The sequence below is a fragment of the Winslowiella toletana genome, assembly GCF_017875465.1.
Classification (GTDB): domain Bacteria; phylum Pseudomonadota; class Gammaproteobacteria; order Enterobacterales; family Enterobacteriaceae; genus Erwinia; species Erwinia toletana.
The window spans coordinates 3,072,174-3,088,596 of record NZ_JAGGMQ010000001.1; the positions used below are offsets into that span (position 1 = coordinate 3,072,174).

The 16,423-nt window shown below is 49.8% G+C and carries 18 protein-coding genes; 11 read left to right on the forward strand and 7 right to left on the reverse strand.

All coding sequences use genetic code 11. The annotated features are described in order from the left end of the window. Position 1: 1 nt before the first annotated feature. Positions 2 to 1,180: a cyclophane-forming radical SAM/SPASM peptide maturase XyeB gene (gene xyeB, locus J2125_RS14215; RefSeq protein WP_017801004.1), complete on the reverse strand. Its 1,179-nt coding sequence runs from the start codon at positions 1,178 to 1,180 to the stop codon at positions 2 to 4. Between the two features lie 57 nt (positions 1,181 to 1,237). Then, positions 1,238 to 1,393 carry a XyeA family cyclophane-containing RiPP triceptide gene (gene xyeA, locus J2125_RS14220; RefSeq protein ID WP_017801003.1) on the reverse strand — a complete coding sequence of 52 codons (156 nt, stop codon included), beginning with the start codon at positions 1,391 to 1,393 and terminating at the stop codon, positions 1,238 to 1,240. 320 nt (positions 1,394 to 1,713) lie between these two features. Here xyeA and J2125_RS14225 point away from each other — a divergent pair, with 320 nt between their 5' ends. From J2125_RS14225 to J2125_RS14250, 6 genes are all read left to right on the forward strand, one after another. Continuing rightward, a complete protein-coding gene (locus J2125_RS14225) occupies positions 1,714 to 2,637 on the forward strand; it encodes a LysR family transcriptional regulator (protein WP_017801002.1) in 924 nt (307 codons plus the stop codon). A 239-nt stretch (positions 2,638 to 2,876) separates the two neighbouring features. After that, on the forward strand, positions 2,877 to 3,485 hold the full coding sequence (locus J2125_RS14230) for a DUF3289 family protein (protein ID WP_083865630.1): 609 nt from the start codon (positions 2,877 to 2,879) through the stop codon (positions 3,483 to 3,485). Further along, positions 3,482 to 3,967: a DUF943 family protein gene (locus J2125_RS14235; RefSeq protein WP_017801000.1), complete on the forward strand. Its 486-nt coding sequence runs from the start codon at positions 3,482 to 3,484 to the stop codon at positions 3,965 to 3,967. The genes J2125_RS14230 and J2125_RS14235 overlap by 4 nt, the downstream gene beginning before the upstream one ends. Positions 3,968 to 4,198: 231 nt before the next feature. Then, positions 4,199 to 5,161, forward strand: a complete 963-nt coding sequence (locus J2125_RS14240) for an Ssp4 family T6SS effector (RefSeq protein ID WP_017800999.1) — start codon at positions 4,199 to 4,201, stop codon at positions 5,159 to 5,161. Beyond that, entirely contained in the window at positions 5,161 to 5,754 is a 594-nt protein-coding gene (locus tag J2125_RS14245) for a hypothetical protein (protein WP_017800998.1), read from the forward strand. Before J2125_RS14240 ends, J2125_RS14245 begins: the two co-directional genes overlap by 1 nt. Before the next feature lie 111 nt (positions 5,755 to 5,865). Next, positions 5,866 to 6,953, forward strand: a protein-coding gene (locus J2125_RS14250) for an IS3 family transposase (protein WP_085939535.1) whose coding sequence is annotated in 2 segments (ribosomal slippage) — positions 5,866 to 6,118 and positions 6,118 to 6,953 — 1,089 coding nt in all. Because the reading frame shifts where the segments join, the coding sequence is not laid out codon by codon here. Positions 6,954 to 7,393: 440 nt separating this feature from the next. On the opposite strand, the gene J2125_RS14260 is transcribed toward J2125_RS14250, so the two are convergent. The 3 genes from J2125_RS14260 to J2125_RS14270 all read right to left on the reverse strand — a co-directional run bounded on the left by J2125_RS14260 (position 7,394) and on the right by J2125_RS14270 (position 8,442). Next, positions 7,394 to 7,813, reverse strand: coding sequence for a lysozyme inhibitor LprI family protein (locus tag J2125_RS14260; protein ID WP_017800997.1), 420 nt, complete (start codon positions 7,811 to 7,813; stop codon positions 7,394 to 7,396). 42 nt (positions 7,814 to 7,855) lie between these two features. Beyond that, positions 7,856 to 8,170 carry a lysozyme family protein gene (locus J2125_RS14265; protein ID WP_017800996.1) on the reverse strand — a complete coding sequence of 105 codons (315 nt, stop codon included), beginning with the start codon at positions 8,168 to 8,170 and terminating at the stop codon, positions 7,856 to 7,858. Positions 8,171 to 8,235: 65 nt separating this feature from the next. Continuing rightward, the gene (locus J2125_RS14270) at positions 8,236 to 8,442 is read right to left on the reverse strand and encodes a hypothetical protein (protein ID WP_017800995.1); all 207 of its coding nucleotides are present in this window, start codon (positions 8,440 to 8,442) and stop codon (positions 8,236 to 8,238) included. Between the two features lie 305 nt (positions 8,443 to 8,747). Between J2125_RS14270 and J2125_RS14275 the strand changes: the two genes are divergently transcribed. Beyond that, positions 8,748 to 9,458, forward strand: coding sequence for a GNAT family N-acetyltransferase (locus J2125_RS14275; protein WP_017800994.1), 711 nt, complete (start codon positions 8,748 to 8,750; stop codon positions 9,456 to 9,458). 43 nt (positions 9,459 to 9,501) lie between these two features. Here the strand turns inward: J2125_RS14275 and opgB are convergent, their stop codons facing one another. Together opgB and J2125_RS14285 are read right to left on the reverse strand one after the other, a co-directional pair. Beyond that, on the reverse strand, positions 9,502 to 11,802 hold the full coding sequence (opgB, locus tag J2125_RS14280) for a phosphatidylglycerol--membrane-oligosaccharide glycerophosphotransferase (RefSeq protein WP_017800993.1): 2,301 nt from the start codon (positions 11,800 to 11,802) through the stop codon (positions 9,502 to 9,504). Between the two features lie 194 nt (positions 11,803 to 11,996). Further along, positions 11,997 to 12,386: a tautomerase family protein gene (locus tag J2125_RS14285; protein WP_017800992.1), complete on the reverse strand. Its 390-nt coding sequence runs from the start codon at positions 12,384 to 12,386 to the stop codon at positions 11,997 to 11,999. A gap of 116 nt (positions 12,387 to 12,502) precedes the next feature. Here J2125_RS14285 and J2125_RS14290 point away from each other — a divergent pair, with 116 nt between their 5' ends. Genes J2125_RS14290 through J2125_RS14305 form a run of 4 tightly spaced genes read left to right on the forward strand, consistent with a single transcriptional unit; the run spans position 12,503 to position 16,421 of the window. Next, positions 12,503 to 13,429: a LysR family transcriptional regulator gene (locus tag J2125_RS14290; RefSeq protein ID WP_017800991.1), complete on the forward strand. Its 927-nt coding sequence runs from the start codon at positions 12,503 to 12,505 to the stop codon at positions 13,427 to 13,429. A gap of 47 nt (positions 13,430 to 13,476) precedes the next feature. Further along, complete coding sequence (locus tag J2125_RS14295; RefSeq protein WP_017800990.1) at positions 13,477 to 14,427, forward strand: YncE family protein; 951 nt, start codon at positions 13,477 to 13,479, stop codon at positions 14,425 to 14,427. Between the two features lie 21 nt (positions 14,428 to 14,448). Continuing rightward, on the forward strand, positions 14,449 to 15,483 hold the full coding sequence (locus tag J2125_RS14300; RefSeq protein WP_017800989.1) for a tartrate dehydrogenase: 1,035 nt from the start codon (positions 14,449 to 14,451) through the stop codon (positions 15,481 to 15,483). Between the two features lie 2 nt (positions 15,484 to 15,485). Further along, on the forward strand, positions 15,486 to 16,421 hold the full coding sequence (locus J2125_RS14305) for an AraC family transcriptional regulator (RefSeq protein ID WP_017800988.1): 936 nt from the start codon (positions 15,486 to 15,488) through the stop codon (positions 16,419 to 16,421). The last annotated feature ends 2 nt before the right edge of the window (positions 16,422 to 16,423 follow it).

A 16,423-nucleotide genomic window follows, 5' to 3' on the forward strand; every position in this document is an offset into this window, starting at 1 on the left:
GCTATTTTTGAATGTTTTTCATGATTTCTTTTTCATCCACGCCCGATGCCATAAGATGCGATGCAGCGCGACTAAGAAATAATCTCATCGATTTGCAGAAAACGGTTTTATTGTTGAAACGATTAGTGCGTGAAAAACGATTTACCAGACGGCCGCCGTGGCAGATATTATTCCATACGCATTCTGCGCACACTGTCGGCAGATTGCTGCTTAACGCGAGATATTCTTTAACACAAGATGTTTCAAGTACCCTCGCCAGCGATAATTCACTGACATGCCCAACGGCATTGAATATCTCATCAGATGTCGAACGCAATGTGTCATCAATACGCAGCATGCCGTCGGCTGTTACTGTAAAGGCATAGGCGGACTCAACATTAGCACTCATACCAAGCACCCGATTAAACTGGCTGTTTAGCATGGTGCCGAGATAAGTATTAAAGATTCGAATAAAGATTTCTGGCCGCCCATCAGCAAACCATGCATCCAGTGCCTCGTTCAGAAATCGGCCTACACCTTCGCCATCAGGGCTATCGTCGTGATGATCGTCTGGTATAAGAAAATCGAAACGCTGGCACTGGAGAGTATCGGCAAAGTGGCGATAAATCTCCGCACCATTTGCATTGGCGTTGGCCACTGAAAGTATGCCTGGTTCACCTGGCAGACGCCCTTGCTGCCACGCATTTTGCAGCAGGCGTAAACCGGTAATTGTGCCCTCGTAAGTGCTCTTCCCCTTACGGTCTAACCGATGACGGTCATTGATATGTTTTGGTCCGTCGACCGATATACTGGCATGCACCTGATGTTTTTCAAAAAGCGCAATCCACTCGTCATCAATCAAAATGCCATTGGTTTGTAATGCCAGTTCAAATTTTGAACTGCGGTAGTTACCCTGCAAGAGAATCTGGCACATGCGATCGAAACGGTCTTTTTTCATCATCAGCGGTTCGCCACCGTGAAAGTCTACCTGAATAACCTCAATGTCATTTTCGGCAGCCGATCGTTCAAAAAATCCCCTCAGCGCGTATACGTTATCCAGAGAAATTACCGGCGTGCTATCGGTTGCCAGTGTATTACCCATATTGAATACATAGCAGTAAGTACAATTAATATTGCAGCGTTCACTAATTTTTAAAATTATTTCAAGATGCTTTATTTTTTCGCCTTTTAACTGTGTCATGTGTATCCTCCTCCATGGGAAAACACGGGGGTGGAAATCTCCCCCGTGCAGTCTCAATTAGATACGCTTAGTCCAGTTAGCAAAGGCATTTATCCAGCCGCCAGAGACAGTATCCAGCAGGCTATCAACAAGGATTTTACGCTGTGCTTTTTTATCGTCAGCATTATTCAGGCGGGCTTTGTTTGACGCGATTTCATGCTGTAATTTGCTCATCTTAGATCCTTTTAAATGAGTTTGTAAGTGCTGACGCACGGATTTGCGCCTGCTTAAAAAACATACAGCACTTTTCAGGGTTTTGTAATGATGTTTTTTTATAAGATGCGTTTTTTTATATAAGACGATATTTTATAATGAGAATTTTTATGCTTGGTTATTTATATTTTTTAAAGTTACTATCACAATAATAATTTTATATATGAACGTTCAGCGATGACTTATCCTGATTATTAATAATTATGAATAACAATTATTAGCTCTTTGCTGCCGAGAGCCAGACGCCTTCCCATACTCTTCACCAGCGGATACTATGCGTTATGACTGAACCTGACCTCAATTTACTGATCGCGCTTGATGTGCTGCTTGCCGAAGGAAGTGTGGCGGGTGCTGCGCGGCGTCTGAACTTAAGTGCTTCGGCGATGAGCCGCACGCTGAGCCGTCTGCGCGCGGTGACTGGCGATCCATTGCTGGTGCGGGCAGGGCGTAATATGGTGCTGACGCCCTATGCTGAGGAGATACGTGAGCGCACGCAAAATACCGTTTTTGCCGCGCGCGCCATCCTGCGTCCTGCAGCGTCAGAACTGCATTTATCCACGCTACAGCGCACATTTACCATTCGCGCTAACGATGGTTTTGTTGAGGCGTTTGGCGCGGCGCTGATTGCCGCTGCAGTAACGGTGGCCCCTTTGGTGCGTCTGCGCTTTGCGCCTAAGGCAGAAAAAAGCGCCAGGCCTTTACGCGAAGGGCTGGCTGATCTTGAAGTGGGTGTATTAAGCGATATGGGACCGGAAATACGTTTACAGGCGCTGTTCCGCGATCGTTTTGTCGGCGTGGTAAGAAAAGGCCATCCGCTGGCGCTGGAAGCGCAGGTGTCCGCCAGCCAGTATATCGCTTACGGTCATGTTGTCGCCTCTCGCCGTGGCGCGCTGAGCGGGCCTGTCGACAAAGCACTGGCTGAAATAGGCTTAGAACGCAATATCGCCGCTACGGTGCCGAGCTTTCCGGCGGCGCTGGCGGTGGCGCAGGCATCCGATCTGGTGGCGCTGGTGCCGGCATCATTCCTTAGCCATCAACGGCTTGTAGAGGGCGCGGTCGTCACACTCAGCGCGTTTGAACTACCAGTAAAAACCAGTGGCATCACCATTTCGCAGATGTGGCATCCGCGTTTAGAACTCGACCCGGCCCACCGCTGGCTGCGACAGCTGGTGCTGAGCGTCTGCCGCCAGCTGGCGCCGGAGTGATCATTCGGCGCTATCATCAGTCAGCGCTAAAACCCTTTAACCGATTGCTTATTACTGACGTCCATAATAAGACACTTGTATGCAGTCTGAAAAATTAAAGACGTTACATACAGTCATGGTTTTTCGATGTGCCAGTCGAAAGATTAAAATATTATCGTCCCAACGACTAATGATCAGAAATATGTGATCAGGCACATTTTATATAAACGTGCATTTACGTTATAAAGCAGATATAGAGCATGAAGCTCAATAATCATAAGAAGGAATCTTCAATGTCACTCCCCTCGGTTGCATTACAGTTTCCCTTTACACTTTATCAGACTAAAAACACGTTCGATGATTATGATGCTAATGATATGCGGTATGGTGATTTAAGCGAGCACTGTCTGAAAGGCCATTATAATTTAAAAGCCATCGTTGAAGGTATTGATCCCTGGAACAGTGAGGTTGAGACATACCCGTCAGGCAATTACGCTTTTTCCCGCCCGGTAATTATTAATCAATCAACCAATCATCGTGAAATCGCAAAGCTATTATTTGACCACTTCAGACGCCACTCCTGGCTGGATAAGTACAATGGATTAAGTGTTTCGATTCATGATGTTTACGCTACTCAGATAACTATTGAATCATTATATATTGATGAAACTCGCTTTCGGGCAAAAATACATTATAAAGGACAGGACCATTTTGGTCTGGATGTTCAAGATATAATGAACCTTCGTTTCCATCACATCCCTATTTTTCGTATCTGGTTTGTTTTGCAACGTTGGGAAAAGTTCGGTTTTAAACCGTTTATGACCAATATGTCAGCCACTCTGGATATCACCGGAGAGCGAAATAGATGAAATATTTAATATTTAAAATATTAATTGGGTTGTGGTTGATCGTAATTTCGCTTTTGTTGTGGAAGATATCTCGTCCGGTAGAGATTGTTGCGATACATTATGAGAAAGCTTCCAGTGATATTCTGGTGAAAAACTTCCCACTGACTATTAATCGAAAGATAGCGTGGTGGCAGGAAAACAGAACCATGCTGAAGGAAAAGTATGGTCTGCCAGCGCTGGAGACGAATGGACTACGATGGATATCTTTCTGGAATTTTGGTGAGGGTTATCAGATTGAAAAACCCGGAGATACTTCCTTTCCCAGTAAAGATACATCTTATCTGCTCTGCTTCGATGATATAAAGGTGGCAGAAAGGTGTATTGTAAAAGATCGCCAGATGCACATCAGCATCACTCGCGATGGGGTAGTGCTTATCTACTTTGGCAGAAAAGTCTTTATTGAACGGCCAGATGGCGAGATTGTACGGGGCAAGGACCTCTGATATAGCTGTGTCAGTGACCAGCGCAGGGCCAGACATATAGCTGTAACTTCATCACGTCTATTAGCAGTTCTTAACTTTTATCCTTGTGACACAAATTGAAATGAGTTAGTTTTCCCGGAGTGCATTTTACCCGATGAATAGCGGGTTGCGGATAAATTACAGGTGATGCTTAGCCAGTAAACTGCTGGTCTATGTACTCTGATAACCTGATCACAAGGAAAAGGAAAAACAATGGCTCTGCCTGGCTTAAATCCCGAAAAAAGCATGATGGATTACGATTTCGCGCATCTCTTTGGTCAGGGAGCGCCTGATCTTGATTTTAAAGCGCTTGGTTCATCAATGGATTGCACTCGCGAGTTTTGTCAGGCAGGAATTATCTATGCAGATGGCCCCCATAAATATCTGGTGAGACCCGGCAACAGGCATCCGAACGGACAGAGCGGCGTTGTCACGCATGTGATTGTCACCAAAACCCCGCCGCAAGGTTCACAAAACAGCGTAGGAAAAACACTCTCCGAAGCCGTTTCTGCTACCTCGTTAGGCACCGAGATTGCCTCAACGGTACTCTCTTGTGGCGCCATGATCATTACTGCTGGTGTGGCGATTGCGGGCGGTGCGGCGACACCGATAACCGCCGGTGCCAGTGGCGCACTGGTCGCGCTGGGATATGCGGGCGCTGCCGCCACCGGTCTGCAATGTATCAATGGGATGTACCGCCTTTATGATATTGGGGAAACCAGTGGTGAGAATGTTGCATGGCTGGACTCGCAAAACTGGTATATGACCACCTCGACCGCACTTGACCTGATTTCTCTTGCCAGCGCCGGTGGTGCTTTGAAAGAAGCTGTTGCTACCTATCGCGCGATGAAATCCGTATCGTCGTTAAAAGTGACTGAGTGGCTGAAAAATTATTCACGCCAGGACCGCGCACGACTTACTGAATTAATTATTCGGGTACAAAACCCGGGCATTACGGCTAAAGAAATTAAGATAGCGCTGCGCGCTGGCCTCTACCCGAAACGTTTTCCCATTGAGCCAATTCAGAATGAACTGAGAAAACAACTTGCAGCGGTGGTCACCAGCGCTGCAGCGCTGGCGGGTAGTGCGGTCAGTGGCGTTATTGCCGCCCCTGGCAATATCTCAAAATCAGGACGCTATATTTTTGGCACCATCCAATCTCTTGCGGTAATTTAATGCAACTCTTAACTTTGATAGCCGGTTCACGTTTCTTTAAACTGCTACAGCATGGCAGAGAGACCGAGCAAATTATTGCGCGTAAAGACGGCAGTTTGTTGCAGCACTCGACAATTGAGCTGGAGCGCTATTTTGCTAACCCTCCTGCACAGTTGCCGCGACAGAACGCCTTTTCACTGGCACTCGCCTTGTTATGTTTTTTGGTGGTATTTGTGCTGAATCTGCTGATGCTGCTGCATATCTTGCCCGATCAACAACCACAGGTCAGAGCGCTCTGTTTTTTCCTGCCATCAATACTGTTTCTTATCAGCATCCTGTCGGCAAGCTACCTGACTTCCCGTGGCTACCTTCACGGTCTGAAGCTGTTTTTCGCGCTGCATAGCCTGTTGTTTACTGCGACGATTGTGCAGTTAATGCTGGCGTTGTTGGCCGACAATAGTCGTCATGCTGTTATGATGCTGGTTGCGCTGGCGGCGACTCTGTTTTGTCGTCGGCTAATAAACAGTCAGTCATTTATTCTGTTTGTACTCTGGTGCCGCTCACAGCGAATTTCCAGCCTTGCTCGTAGTATAAGGTCTAAGTCGCGCGTTTAATAAATTTTACTAATAAAATAATAACTATAAGTAAATGGTTAGGTAATCCCCCCGAAAAACCGGTGTGTTCATAAGTAGAATTTTCTCGTAACCTGAACCGGGGAGATCTCTATGAAAAAATCACGTTTCACTGACAGCCAGATCATGTCCATCCTGAAGCAAGCCGAGGCAGGAACGCCGGTGGCCGAACTGTGCCGCGAGCATGGCATGAGCAACGCCAGTTTCTATAAGTGGCGTTCACGCTTTGGCGGGATGGATGCTTCCATGATGACCCGCCTCAAAGAACTGGAAGAGGAAAACCGTCGCCTCAAAAAAATGTATGCTGAAGAGCGTCTCAAGGCCGAAATTATTCAGGAAGCCATGGCAAAAAAGTGGTGAAGCCATCGCGTCGAAAGCAGATGGCGCAAGAAGCCGTCAGGAGCCGAAACGTCAGCGTGCGTTTTGCCTGCCGGCTGTTTGTTGTCAGCGAAAGTTGCTATCGCTACCAGCCGCAACGAAATGAAGAAAATGACGTCATCGCCGACTGGCTGCTCCGTATCACTGACAGTCAGCGTAACTGGGGATTTGGCCTGTGTTTTCTGTATCTGCGTAACGTAAAAGGTTTCCAGTTTAACCATAAAAGGGTGTACCGGATTTATTGCGGGTTGTCGCTTAACATGCGGATCAAGCCGAAAAAACGACTGAAACGGGATAAACCTGAGCCACTGATGGTGCCTGAAAGTGGCAACGAATGCTGGTCGATGGATTTCATGCATGATCAGCTATCGGATGGACGTTCTGTTCGTTTACTGAATGTTATCGATGACTTTAATCGGGAAGCGCTGGCGATTGAGGTGGATTTTTCCCTGCCAGCGAGTCGGGTGGTCAGAACGCTGGAGCAGCTCATTGAATGGAAGGGAAAACCAGCAGCTATCCGGTGCGATAACGGGCCAGAATATACAGGCAGGATACTGATGTCATGGGCGGCCCGACAGAATATAACCCTGCGTTTTATTCAGCCCGGTAAACCTCAGCAGAACGCTTATATTGAGCGATATAATCGTACAGTACGCTATGACTGGCTAGGGCAGTACCTGTTTTCCTCGCTGGATGAATTGCAGGACTATGCCACACGCTGGCAATGGTTTTATAATCACGAGCGTCCGAATATGGCATTGAATGGCTACACGCCGATGCAGCATATTCAACGCATGACCTGATTCTACTTATCACCTCCGTTAAAAATGGGAGGATTACCGTTATAGTGATAAGATTACTAACGTTAAACCACCGTTAATAATAACGTAAGGTTTTCTCAGGACCGGTGAATTTATTTCTGACTACGGCTTCACTTATTAGTGTAAGCAGGAATTAATCGAAGATATTACCCGCAGCTATCAGACCGTTATCGCTGAACTCTATGTTGACGGTTGCCGCAATCTTCAACTGGATGACTTAGATCCCGCTGGAGCGTCTGTGTCTGAGTACTCAGTGTTGCTTACCTCCACGGAGGAGGGCAATGCGCTTACTGAAGAGCAGCAATGGGCCAGGATCGCGCTGATTAAAGAGATCGCAGAAGAGGTATGGGGTTAAGCGACGTTAAGGTAATCGCCGCTATTCGTTATCAGTAGTGCCGGATTCTGAGCTGTTTTATAAAGCATCAGCTACCTGGCAATGCTGGTTGTGGTTCACCCATCAGTTTGATTTCCTCAACACGACGTTTATTCATATTGATTTCGCACTGCTTAATAATAGGTTGATAATCAAAACCCTCTTCGCCAGTGGTAGAGGCGATTGCAAGACAAAATTCTGCTTTATACTTTTCCCATATCTCCTGCGATTTTAATAATCTCTGCTGGTAAACGTTGCCGCGGCTCTCATCACTTTTGCTATTAAATGGATCCGTATAGTCAGGATTGTGCTCTATTGAGGCTAACGTTTTTTTCAGAACCTGATTGACCTCTTTGTTGCTTTCTCTCCATTTTTCTTCAAGGCAGTTTTCACCTTGATGGCGGTTATCTATACCTGTATAGCATATCGATGATTCTTTACCTTCCGCCAGAATGTTTTTTTCTGCCATAGCAGAAGGCAAAACCAACAGGAGTGAAAAAATATTTCTTTCTTAACCATTTAAGTAAGGTATCCTTTTTCTTGTTGATTCAAATTTCATCAATCTGGCATTATTTTTAATATATTCAATTAACTCAATTCGACTGTTTTGCATCGCCGCTTTGCAAAGGTTAGTAGCATCGTTAAATTCCTGGTAATAAATGTCCACCATCACATCACGTATTTTACTATCCAGTGAATCCCAGGGTATTGCTCCATCCCGGCCTTTATTATTTTTGTGATATGATATTTCAGTCTCTTGTGCTTTTTGGGGATACACAACCTCAAACAACCTAATCTGATGCTGATGGCTAATCTCTCCAACCATCTGACCATACACCTTTACAAATACCCCTGCCTGATTGCCTTTTAATCCCGCCGCTTTCGAGCAGATTACCGCCTTATATTCTTCAATGCCAGCACGTCGCAGAGTAGCAAATACTTCTCCACGCTCACGGTTGCTTGCTGATAACCGGCATTCATTATCATACGCTGTAGTTTTTTGACCTCTTCCGGCTGATTAGTCCCACAGGTTCCGACTGCGGTAAAAAGCCGATGTGGATTTAATACCATGGGATCGTGATAGTGTTTATTCGGCATCGGATATCCTTATCACCTGGCCATTATGGCTAAGAGTTATTTATTTGCCTGCCAATAAGCCGTAAATAAATAGCCATCAAATAATTCCTTTTATTTTCAGCTATGAGGAAAATTACAGCATAATTGTGGCTTTCTATTCAACTATCAGGGGCAGAATTTGCGAGAGAGATATCAGCTAAATCGATTGAGGCCCATACCAGACTGAGAATCAATGTGGATCGCTAAAATCCTGCATAAGTGGATCTTTCTAATGGTCCACTTATGGGCCAGATTAGTGATCATCATTGTCAGCCAGGAGATCATCAATGACATCAGTTACCAACCAATATGGCCAGCCTGTGGGTGCGGACCTGCCAGACTGGACGCCGCGCGCATTGCCATCGCGTATCACCCTCGACGGGCAATATTGCCGTCTTGAACCGATTGATGTGGAGAAACACGCCGCCGATCTCTATGCCGCCTTTGCGCTGGCGCCCGATGGTCGCGACTGGACCTATATGTTTGCCGAGCCGTTTAGCGATTTCGCCAGTTACCTGCGCCATGCGCAGTCAATGGCAGCCAGTGAGGATCCGTTGCATTTTGCGGTTATCGATAAAACCACCGATCGCGCGGTTGGCTCGCTATCACTGATGCGTATCGATCCGCAGCATGGCGCGATGGAGGTTGGACATGTGGCGTTTTCACCGCTGTTAAAGCAGACGGCAATGGCCACCGAAGCCCACTATCTGCTGATGACGCTGGCGTTTGAGCAACTGGGCTATCGCCGCTATGAGTGGAAATGTGATAGCTGCAATCTGCCATCGCGCAAAGCGGCTCTGCGCTTAGGGTTTCAGTTTGAAGGACTGTTTCGCCAGGCTGTGGTGTATAAGGGACGCACGCGCGACACAACCTGGTTTTCAATTATCGATGCCGAATGGCCGGTGGTGAAGCAGGCGCTGACGTTATGGCTGGATAGTCGTAATTTTGACAGCGAAGGGCAGCAGATTCAGTCATTGCAGAGCTTGCGCCAGGGTTGAATTTGTCAGCGGCGCAGCCCCTGCGCCGCCAGCCCTTAACCCACTACTGCACCGTTGGCACAATCTTAATATCCACCATCCCAATCCCCAGCCGGCGCGGCTCGTGACCGGTGATATTGCCTTCATTGGATAACAGCGGCTCCGGCGGCACAATCACCAGCGTGTCCACTTTAGCCGGATTGCGGAAGTGCAGGGTGGTGGTGGTGTCCTGCTCGCCCAGATTAAGTTGCTGCTTATCCTCGCCGACGCTAATTGGTATTGGCCGGTGAATATTCGGGCCGATCGCCCGCGCGGTGATCACCAGATCAAAACTTTCCGGCAACGGTTCGCTGTACTCTATTTTCACTTCCGCGGCCAGATTAGCATTCGACCAGCGTCCCCACTCTTCCGGGCGTGAAATACCGCTAAACTGTTTCACCGTTTGTGGTGCGCCAGGCAGATTAAAAATAAAGCTGTCAGCCTGGTAGCGAATATCGTTATCGAGAATTTTCAGCCTGGCGATATTCTGTGTGAACTGCTTTTCGTCACCTTTGAGCGCTTTAAAGTTAACCTTGCCTTTATAGATATCCTCTTTAATCAGCATCACTTCGGGCTGGCTATTGAGCTGTCCGCTGGAGACACACAGCTGATTAGAGAGCGCTAAATCAGGTGCCCACATACGCGCCATTTTGTAGCATTTATCCACCCAGATAAATTTATCATCAGCGGTAAAATCGGCCAGCTGATAGCGCAGCGGCGCGGAGTATTCCCCTTCCGGCAACGGTTCAACTTTGCCGTTGGTGACGCGCAGCAGCAGTGGCAATTTAAAACTCGCGCCGGAAAAACTAAAGTCGCCGTTTTTTTGATCGATAACATAACTGGTAATGGTTTTCGGGAAATTCCATAACCGCACGATATCCGGCTTCCACTCGTTAATTTTATCTTTCATATTGAGAAACGAGGAGGAGAGCGATATGCCGGACAGACTGCTACGTCCCAGACCGATATAGTTATCGCCGCCTAAAATATCCAGCACTGTGGCGCCATTATCCAGTGAGCTGCGTTTCACCGGGATCAGTGCGCTGTCCGGCTGATCGCCGCGTACAATAAAGAACAGGTTTTTGCGATCCTGTTTGATGAGATATTTATAAGCGGTATTGTTCATTGCCAGATGGTCGCTGGAGACCACAATCACGGTATTTTTAAAGTAAGGCGAGGCTTTAATGCGCTCAATCAGTCGGGCGATATGCTCCTGACTACAGGTTACCGCGCTAAATGACTGGTTGGCTTTGCCGTCCATGCTGTAACTTTTACGCTGGCAGCTGCGCGAGATAAAGCCGTCAGGGTGATGGGTATCCACCGTCAGGGTAAATAGCGCAAAGGGTTTTTTCTGTTGCGACAGTTGGGTAAATTTCTGCCATACCTCATCCAGCACTGTATCGTCGTAATAACCCCAGTTATTGCGATATTTAGTATCCTCCACCAGCGGTTCCAGCTCCTGCAAACCATACATATTTTTGCTGTCGAAACCGTGGGATTTCAGGAACAGATCTTTACCGGCAAAGCGCAGATCGGCGCCCTGCATAAAATAGTTGTCGTAACCGGAGGCCTTCAGAATATCGCCGAGACAGATATTTTCCGGATAGAAGCTCGACAGCGCTGCGGAGGCATTACCACTAAACGGAGCAAATAACGGAATACCGCACTGGGAAGCGACCATTCCGGCAATGGTATATTCGGTGCCGGGCAGTTGTTCCGTCTGACTAAAATCAATCGCATTATCTTTGACTGCACTTAACGCCGCTGTCAGCCCGGGAAAAGCCTGCTCATCAAACCAGGTACGTTCAAGACTTTCCGCATAGATATAGACCAGATTGCGCTTACTGCCGGTCATGGTTTTATGTGGCACTTTATAGTGAGCGGCGAAATCAGAATCACCCTGTCGCGTCTGGGAACGCACCAGTTCAAACACCTGCTGAAAAGCGGGCGTGGTTTTGATTGAGGCCAGCGCCAGCAAGACTGCCAGCAGGCTGTAGCCAATATGGTGCGGATGCTCTTTGCGGCGCAGCAATATCCACGACAGCAGACAAAAAATCAGAAACAGCGCCAGAATCAGTCCAATGGCGGGCAGCACATATTTACTGATCCCTGCGCCTTCCATGCTGTTGGTTAAGGTATAGATAACGGCATCGTTAATGCCGTCGCCGGTAAAATAGTTACTGGCAAATAAAGTGGCATTCAGTATCACAAATGCGCCTGAGATAATTAAAATAACACTGAACCAAAATTTATTTCGCCCGGCTTTTATTGCATAAACGAAAATCGCAACCAAAAATAAAACAACTGAAAGTAGTTCAGACGACATCAATTCCTCTCTTTATCATTAAGCACTTTCCCTGGCGCTCAGCCTCCTGAGATGGCAGCGATACCACAGTCCAATTTAGCGCGGCAGCTGCGGGCAGGCAACTGACACTGACAGAAATGCGGGCTGAATCAGAATTGGGCTAAAAAAGCAGCGGACCAGCAGCGAGAGGGAGACTGGTCCGTGGGGGGAAGAGGTTATAACTCGCCAGTCATATACTGGGCAACGCCGTTGCCAAAGCTCCAGTCACCTTTGCCATTGGTAATAAAAGAGATCATCAGATCGCTGCCTTCAATACCGCAGCTCTGTTTAAACTCGCGCGCCAGCTCCGCCATAAAAAATTGTTTCTGTTCGTCGCTGCGTGGGCTGGTAAATACCCGCACCATCACCAGATTGTCGCTGCGTTGCAGACCAAGGCCGGTATCTTCAAATACCATCTGATATCTTTTATTTTCGTGAACAATCTGATAACGATCACGTTGCGGTACTTCGAAGGCGGTCAGTACGGCACGGTGCGCGGCATCGAGCAACGTTTGCATTTCAGATTCTGAGCGGCCCTGGATAACATCGAACTGTAATAATGGCATAGACACTCCTGATGACATTGCGAAAAGGATAAGCTGACAGGGTTATCCTGAACCTGCTGACGACAAAGAAAAAGCGCTATACTTAAATTGATTATTTACTATTGTGAACAATCCTGATGAAAGAACTGAAAACTGAAGCGTTATGGATGCATCTTCACTGGCTGACAGTGCTGGCTGAGCAGGGCAGTTTCACGCGTGCGGCAGAGCGGCTGGAAGTCAGTAAAGCGGCGATGAGCCAGAAAATAAAGCAGCTGGAACAGATGGCCGGGGTGGCGCTGGTGCAACGCACCACACGCAGCGTACGGCTGACCAGCGCCGGCGAGAAGCTGGTAGAAGATCTGCGCGCGCCCTTTTCCCAGATTGCGCAAAGTTTTTATAGCGTGCGCGACTCCAGCGGCCCGCTGCGCGGTCTGGTGCGGGTAACTGCGCCGGTGGCGTTTGCCCGTCAGCAGCTGGTGCCGCATATCAGCTCTTTTCTGCGCCAGCATCCGCAGGTGAGGGTGCAGCTGGAAGTCTCCGACCGCCTGGTTTCGCTGGCCAGCGAAGGCTTTGATCTGGCGATCCGCCACAGTAATGCGCTGCCGGAAACCCATGTGGCGCTGCCGCTGTGTGATACGCGCGCACTGCTGGTGGCCTCACCCGGCTATATAGCTGCGCACGGCAAACCCCAGTCGCCACCACAGCTGCATCAGCATCAGTGTCTCTACTATCCGCGCGGCGTTGAGCCGCCACGCTGGACCTTTGCCCATCGCGAGTCGGCCAGCGAGCAGGTAACGGTCAGCGTCAGCGGCCCTTTTGCCACCAACAATAGCGAATCGATCCGTGATGCGGCGCTTGATGGGCTGGGTATCGCGATGCTGCCGGATTTTAGTGCGCAGGCCGCGCTGGATAATGGCAGCCTGCAGGTGATTCTGCCGCAATGGCGCGCGGTGGGCGCTTTTGCCGATAAGCTGTGGATTGTGCGGCCTTACACTGCGCAGGCGCCGCGTGCGGTCACCGGGTTTACCCACTGGCTGCGCGCCGCTTTCCGTGATGACGGATGAACTACGCTTAAAGCAGTGACTTCTCACTTGTCAGCAAGGAGAACAACATGACAAAAGCGCAATCCGGCCTGATCGCTGTTGACAAACAGGGCAGTAACGTCCTGTTTCTTAACCCACAAACCTTTGCCGTCGAGCAGCAACTTAACGCCTTTCCGCTCCGTCCCCATGAATTGTTGATCCTGCCGCAGCACAACAAAGCTTATGTGCCGATCTTCGGCGATGGCATCCATGGCGATAATCCCCATCCCGGCCATAAAATCGCGGTGATCGACCTGGTTAAACGCCAGCTCAGCCACTTTATTGATATTCGTCCGCTGGTTTCGCCGCATACCGCGCGTCTTGGCAGGGACGGGCGCGTCTATATCTGTTGCGAAAACAGCGCCACCATCCTGGTGATTGATCCGAATACTGATCTGCCGGTTGATCAGATTGCGCTGCCTTCGCATAACAGTCATCGCCTGACTATTTTGCCGTCGGGACGTAAGTTATTCACCGAGAACGAAGAAGATGCCACTATCACGGTGATCGATCTCTGTACCGCCCATGGCGAAGTGGTGGAAAATATTTTGATGCCGCGGGCGATTAACGGTATTGCCGCGTCGTCGCGCTATCCGTATCTGGTGGCGACTGATGCCGAAAGACCACTGCTCTATATTCTCGATGCGGAAAGTCACCGTATTCGGCATCATCTGCCGCTGCCAGGACATAAAAAAGCAGCGCAAATTGCGCGCTTTAGCGAAGATGGTGGACTGCTGGTGGTGATTGGCGACGGTGAACCGATGATCACCCTGTTTGATGGCATGCTGACGCCGCTGAAACAGATTCATGTCGGCAATAAGCCGATGGACGGCTGCTTTAGCCCGGATAATCGCACCCTGCTGATTGCCAATGAAGATGATGGCACGCTAAGCGTGATTGATATTGCCGCAGGCAAAGTGATTGCCACGCCATCGGTCGGACGCGGTTGCGAAGTGTTAAGTTATTTTACCCTGAGCTGATAACTGTTTGAGAGGGAGTCAATGAACAACTATAAAGTGGCGGTAATCCCGGGCGACGGCATTGGCGTCGATGTGATTAAAGCGGCCTGGCAGGTGCTGGAGCTGAGTGCGGCAAAGCATCACTTCAGCCTGCAGGGCGAATGGTTTCCCTGGTCCTGTGATTACTATCTCGAACATGGCGAGATGATGCCGGAAGATGGCATCGCCACGTTGCGCCAGTTTAATGCCATTCTGCTTGGCGCGGTGGGCTGGCCGCAGCGAGTACCGGATAATGTGTCGCTGCATGGTCTGCTGCTGCCGATTCGTAAGCAGTTCGACCTGTTTGCCAATGTGCGCCCGCATCGTCTGTTGCCGGGCGTGCGCGGTCCGCTGCGCGAGGAGAATTTCGATATCCTCTGCATTCGTGAAAACACCGAAGGTGAATACAGCGGTGCCGGTGGTCGTATCCATCAGGGCACGCCGCAGGAAGTGGCGGTAGAAACTTCGATTTTCACCCGTCAGGGCGTGGAGCGGATTCTGCGTTATGGCTTTGAAGCCGCGCGGCAGCGCAGCGGACGCCTGGCATCGGTGACTAAATCTAATGCGCAGAAATACACCATGGTGATGTGGGATGAAATCACCGACGAAATTGCCAAAGAGTATCCCGATGTCAAAGTGACGCGCTACCATATCGACGCGATTGCCGCGCGTTTTGTGATGCAGCCTGAATCGCTGGATGTGGTGGTGGCTTCTAACCTGTTTGGCGATATTCTGACCGATCTCGGCGCCGCGATTCAGGGCGGGCTGGGCTATGCTGCCTCAGCCAACCTTAATCCCGATCCGGCTATGCCATCGATGTTTGAACCGGTACACGGCTCGGCGCCGGATATTGCCGGACAAAATATCGCTAATCCGCTTGCCGCTATCTGGTCTGGCGCGTTGATGCTGGAGCATCTCGGCGAACAAGCGGCGGCGCAGGGCATTATGCAGGCGCTGGAGCGGGTGACGGCAGAAATTCCGTTAAACCAGACCCAGAGTACCGCAGCGATTACCGATGCGGTATTGCGCTTAATTTAATCATGGCGGATGGACAGTGGGTGGCTGAGCAACGCAGAAAACAGATGGCCGCGCTGATCGCTCAGCTGGCGCCCGCCACCGGCTATACCCGGACGCTACTGCCGGATGTGCGGCTGTTGCGATCGGATGTGCCGCTGGCGCGAACCCCGGTGTTGTATGAGCCCTGCATTGTGGTGGTTTGCCAGGGACGTAAACGCGGCTTTCTCGGCGACGGCGAATATATTTACGATGCTCAGCAGTACCTGGTGCTGTCGGTGCCGTTGCCGTTTGCCAGCGCCACTGAAGCCAGTGCCGAAGAGCCGATGCTGGCGATTTCATTGCGCCTTGATCTGGCGGTGCTGGCTGACTTACTGCTGACCCTGGATAAGCCGGGCGATAACCGGGCGGTGTCACCCTTGTCGATGGCGTCAACGCCGCTGGACGATCGCCTGGGCGGCGCAGTATTGCGACTACTGGAATCCCTGACAGTATCCTCAGAGGCTAAAGCGCTGGGGCCGGGCTTACTGCGGGAGATCTACTACCGGGTACTGATGGGCGAGCAGGGGGCGGCGATGCGTGCGGCGCTGTCACATCAGGGGCATTTTGCGCAGATCGCTCAGGCGTTAAACCTGCTGCAAACCGGTTTTGCGCAACATTTTGCGGTGGCGGATCTGGCGCGTCAGGTGGGGATGAGTGTGCCCGCCTTCCATGCCCATTTTAAAGCGGTGACACAAAGCTCGCCGATGCAGTATCTGAAATCGACACGGCTGCATCAGGCGCGCCTGCTGATGATTCGTGGCGGCGCTTCGGCGGCGGCGGCTTCCGCGCAGGTGGGCTATGAAAGTCCGTCGCAGTTTAGTCGAGAGTTTAAACGCTTTTTTGGCCGCACTCCGCAGCAGGAAGCGCAGTATATGAAGCGTATTTTACGGCTGGAACCGGCCATCGAAATGGCCGGTTAACG

Coding starts and splice junctions, on each gene's coding strand:
- J2125_RS14275 (WP_017800994.1), top strand. CDS start 8,748: ATGACATCAGTTACCAACCAATATGGCCAGCCTGTGGGTGCGGACCTG.
- xyeA (WP_017801003.1), bottom strand. CDS start 1,393: ATGAGCAAATTACAGCATGAAATCGCGTCAAACAAAGCCCGCCTGAAT.
- J2125_RS14235 (WP_017801000.1), top strand. CDS start 3,482: ATGAAATATTTAATATTTAAAATATTAATTGGGTTGTGGTTGATCGTA.
- J2125_RS14230 (WP_083865630.1), top strand. CDS start 2,877: ATGAAGCTCAATAATCATAAGAAGGAATCTTCAATGTCACTCCCCTCG.
- J2125_RS14270 (WP_017800995.1), bottom strand. CDS start 8,442: ATGCCGAATAAACACTATCACGATCCCATGGTATTAAATCCACATCGG.
- J2125_RS14290 (WP_017800991.1), top strand. CDS start 12,503: ATGAAAGAACTGAAAACTGAAGCGTTATGGATGCATCTTCACTGGCTG.
- J2125_RS14260 (WP_017800997.1), bottom strand. CDS start 7,813: ATGGCAGAAAAAAACATTCTGGCGGAAGGTAAAGAATCATCGATATGC.
- J2125_RS14305 (WP_017800988.1), top strand. CDS start 15,486: ATGGCGGATGGACAGTGGGTGGCTGAGCAACGCAGAAAACAGATGGCC.
- J2125_RS14295 (WP_017800990.1), top strand. CDS start 13,477: ATGACAAAAGCGCAATCCGGCCTGATCGCTGTTGACAAACAGGGCAGT.
- J2125_RS14285 (WP_017800992.1), bottom strand. CDS start 12,386: ATGCCATTATTACAGTTCGATGTTATCCAGGGCCGCTCAGAATCTGAA.
- J2125_RS14225 (WP_017801002.1), top strand. CDS start 1,714: ATGACTGAACCTGACCTCAATTTACTGATCGCGCTTGATGTGCTGCTT.
- xyeB (WP_017801004.1), bottom strand. CDS start 1,180: ATGACACAGTTAAAAGGCGAAAAAATAAAGCATCTTGAAATAATTTTA.
- J2125_RS14300 (WP_017800989.1), top strand. CDS start 14,449: ATGAACAACTATAAAGTGGCGGTAATCCCGGGCGACGGCATTGGCGTC.
- J2125_RS14265 (WP_017800996.1), bottom strand. CDS start 8,170: ATGGTTGGAGAGATTAGCCATCAGCATCAGATTAGGTTGTTTGAGGTT.
- opgB (WP_017800993.1), bottom strand. CDS start 11,802: ATGTCGTCTGAACTACTTTCAGTTGTTTTATTTTTGGTTGCGATTTTC.
- J2125_RS14240 (WP_017800999.1), top strand. CDS start 4,199: ATGGCTCTGCCTGGCTTAAATCCCGAAAAAAGCATGATGGATTACGAT.
- J2125_RS14245 (WP_017800998.1), top strand. CDS start 5,161: ATGCAACTCTTAACTTTGATAGCCGGTTCACGTTTCTTTAAACTGCTA.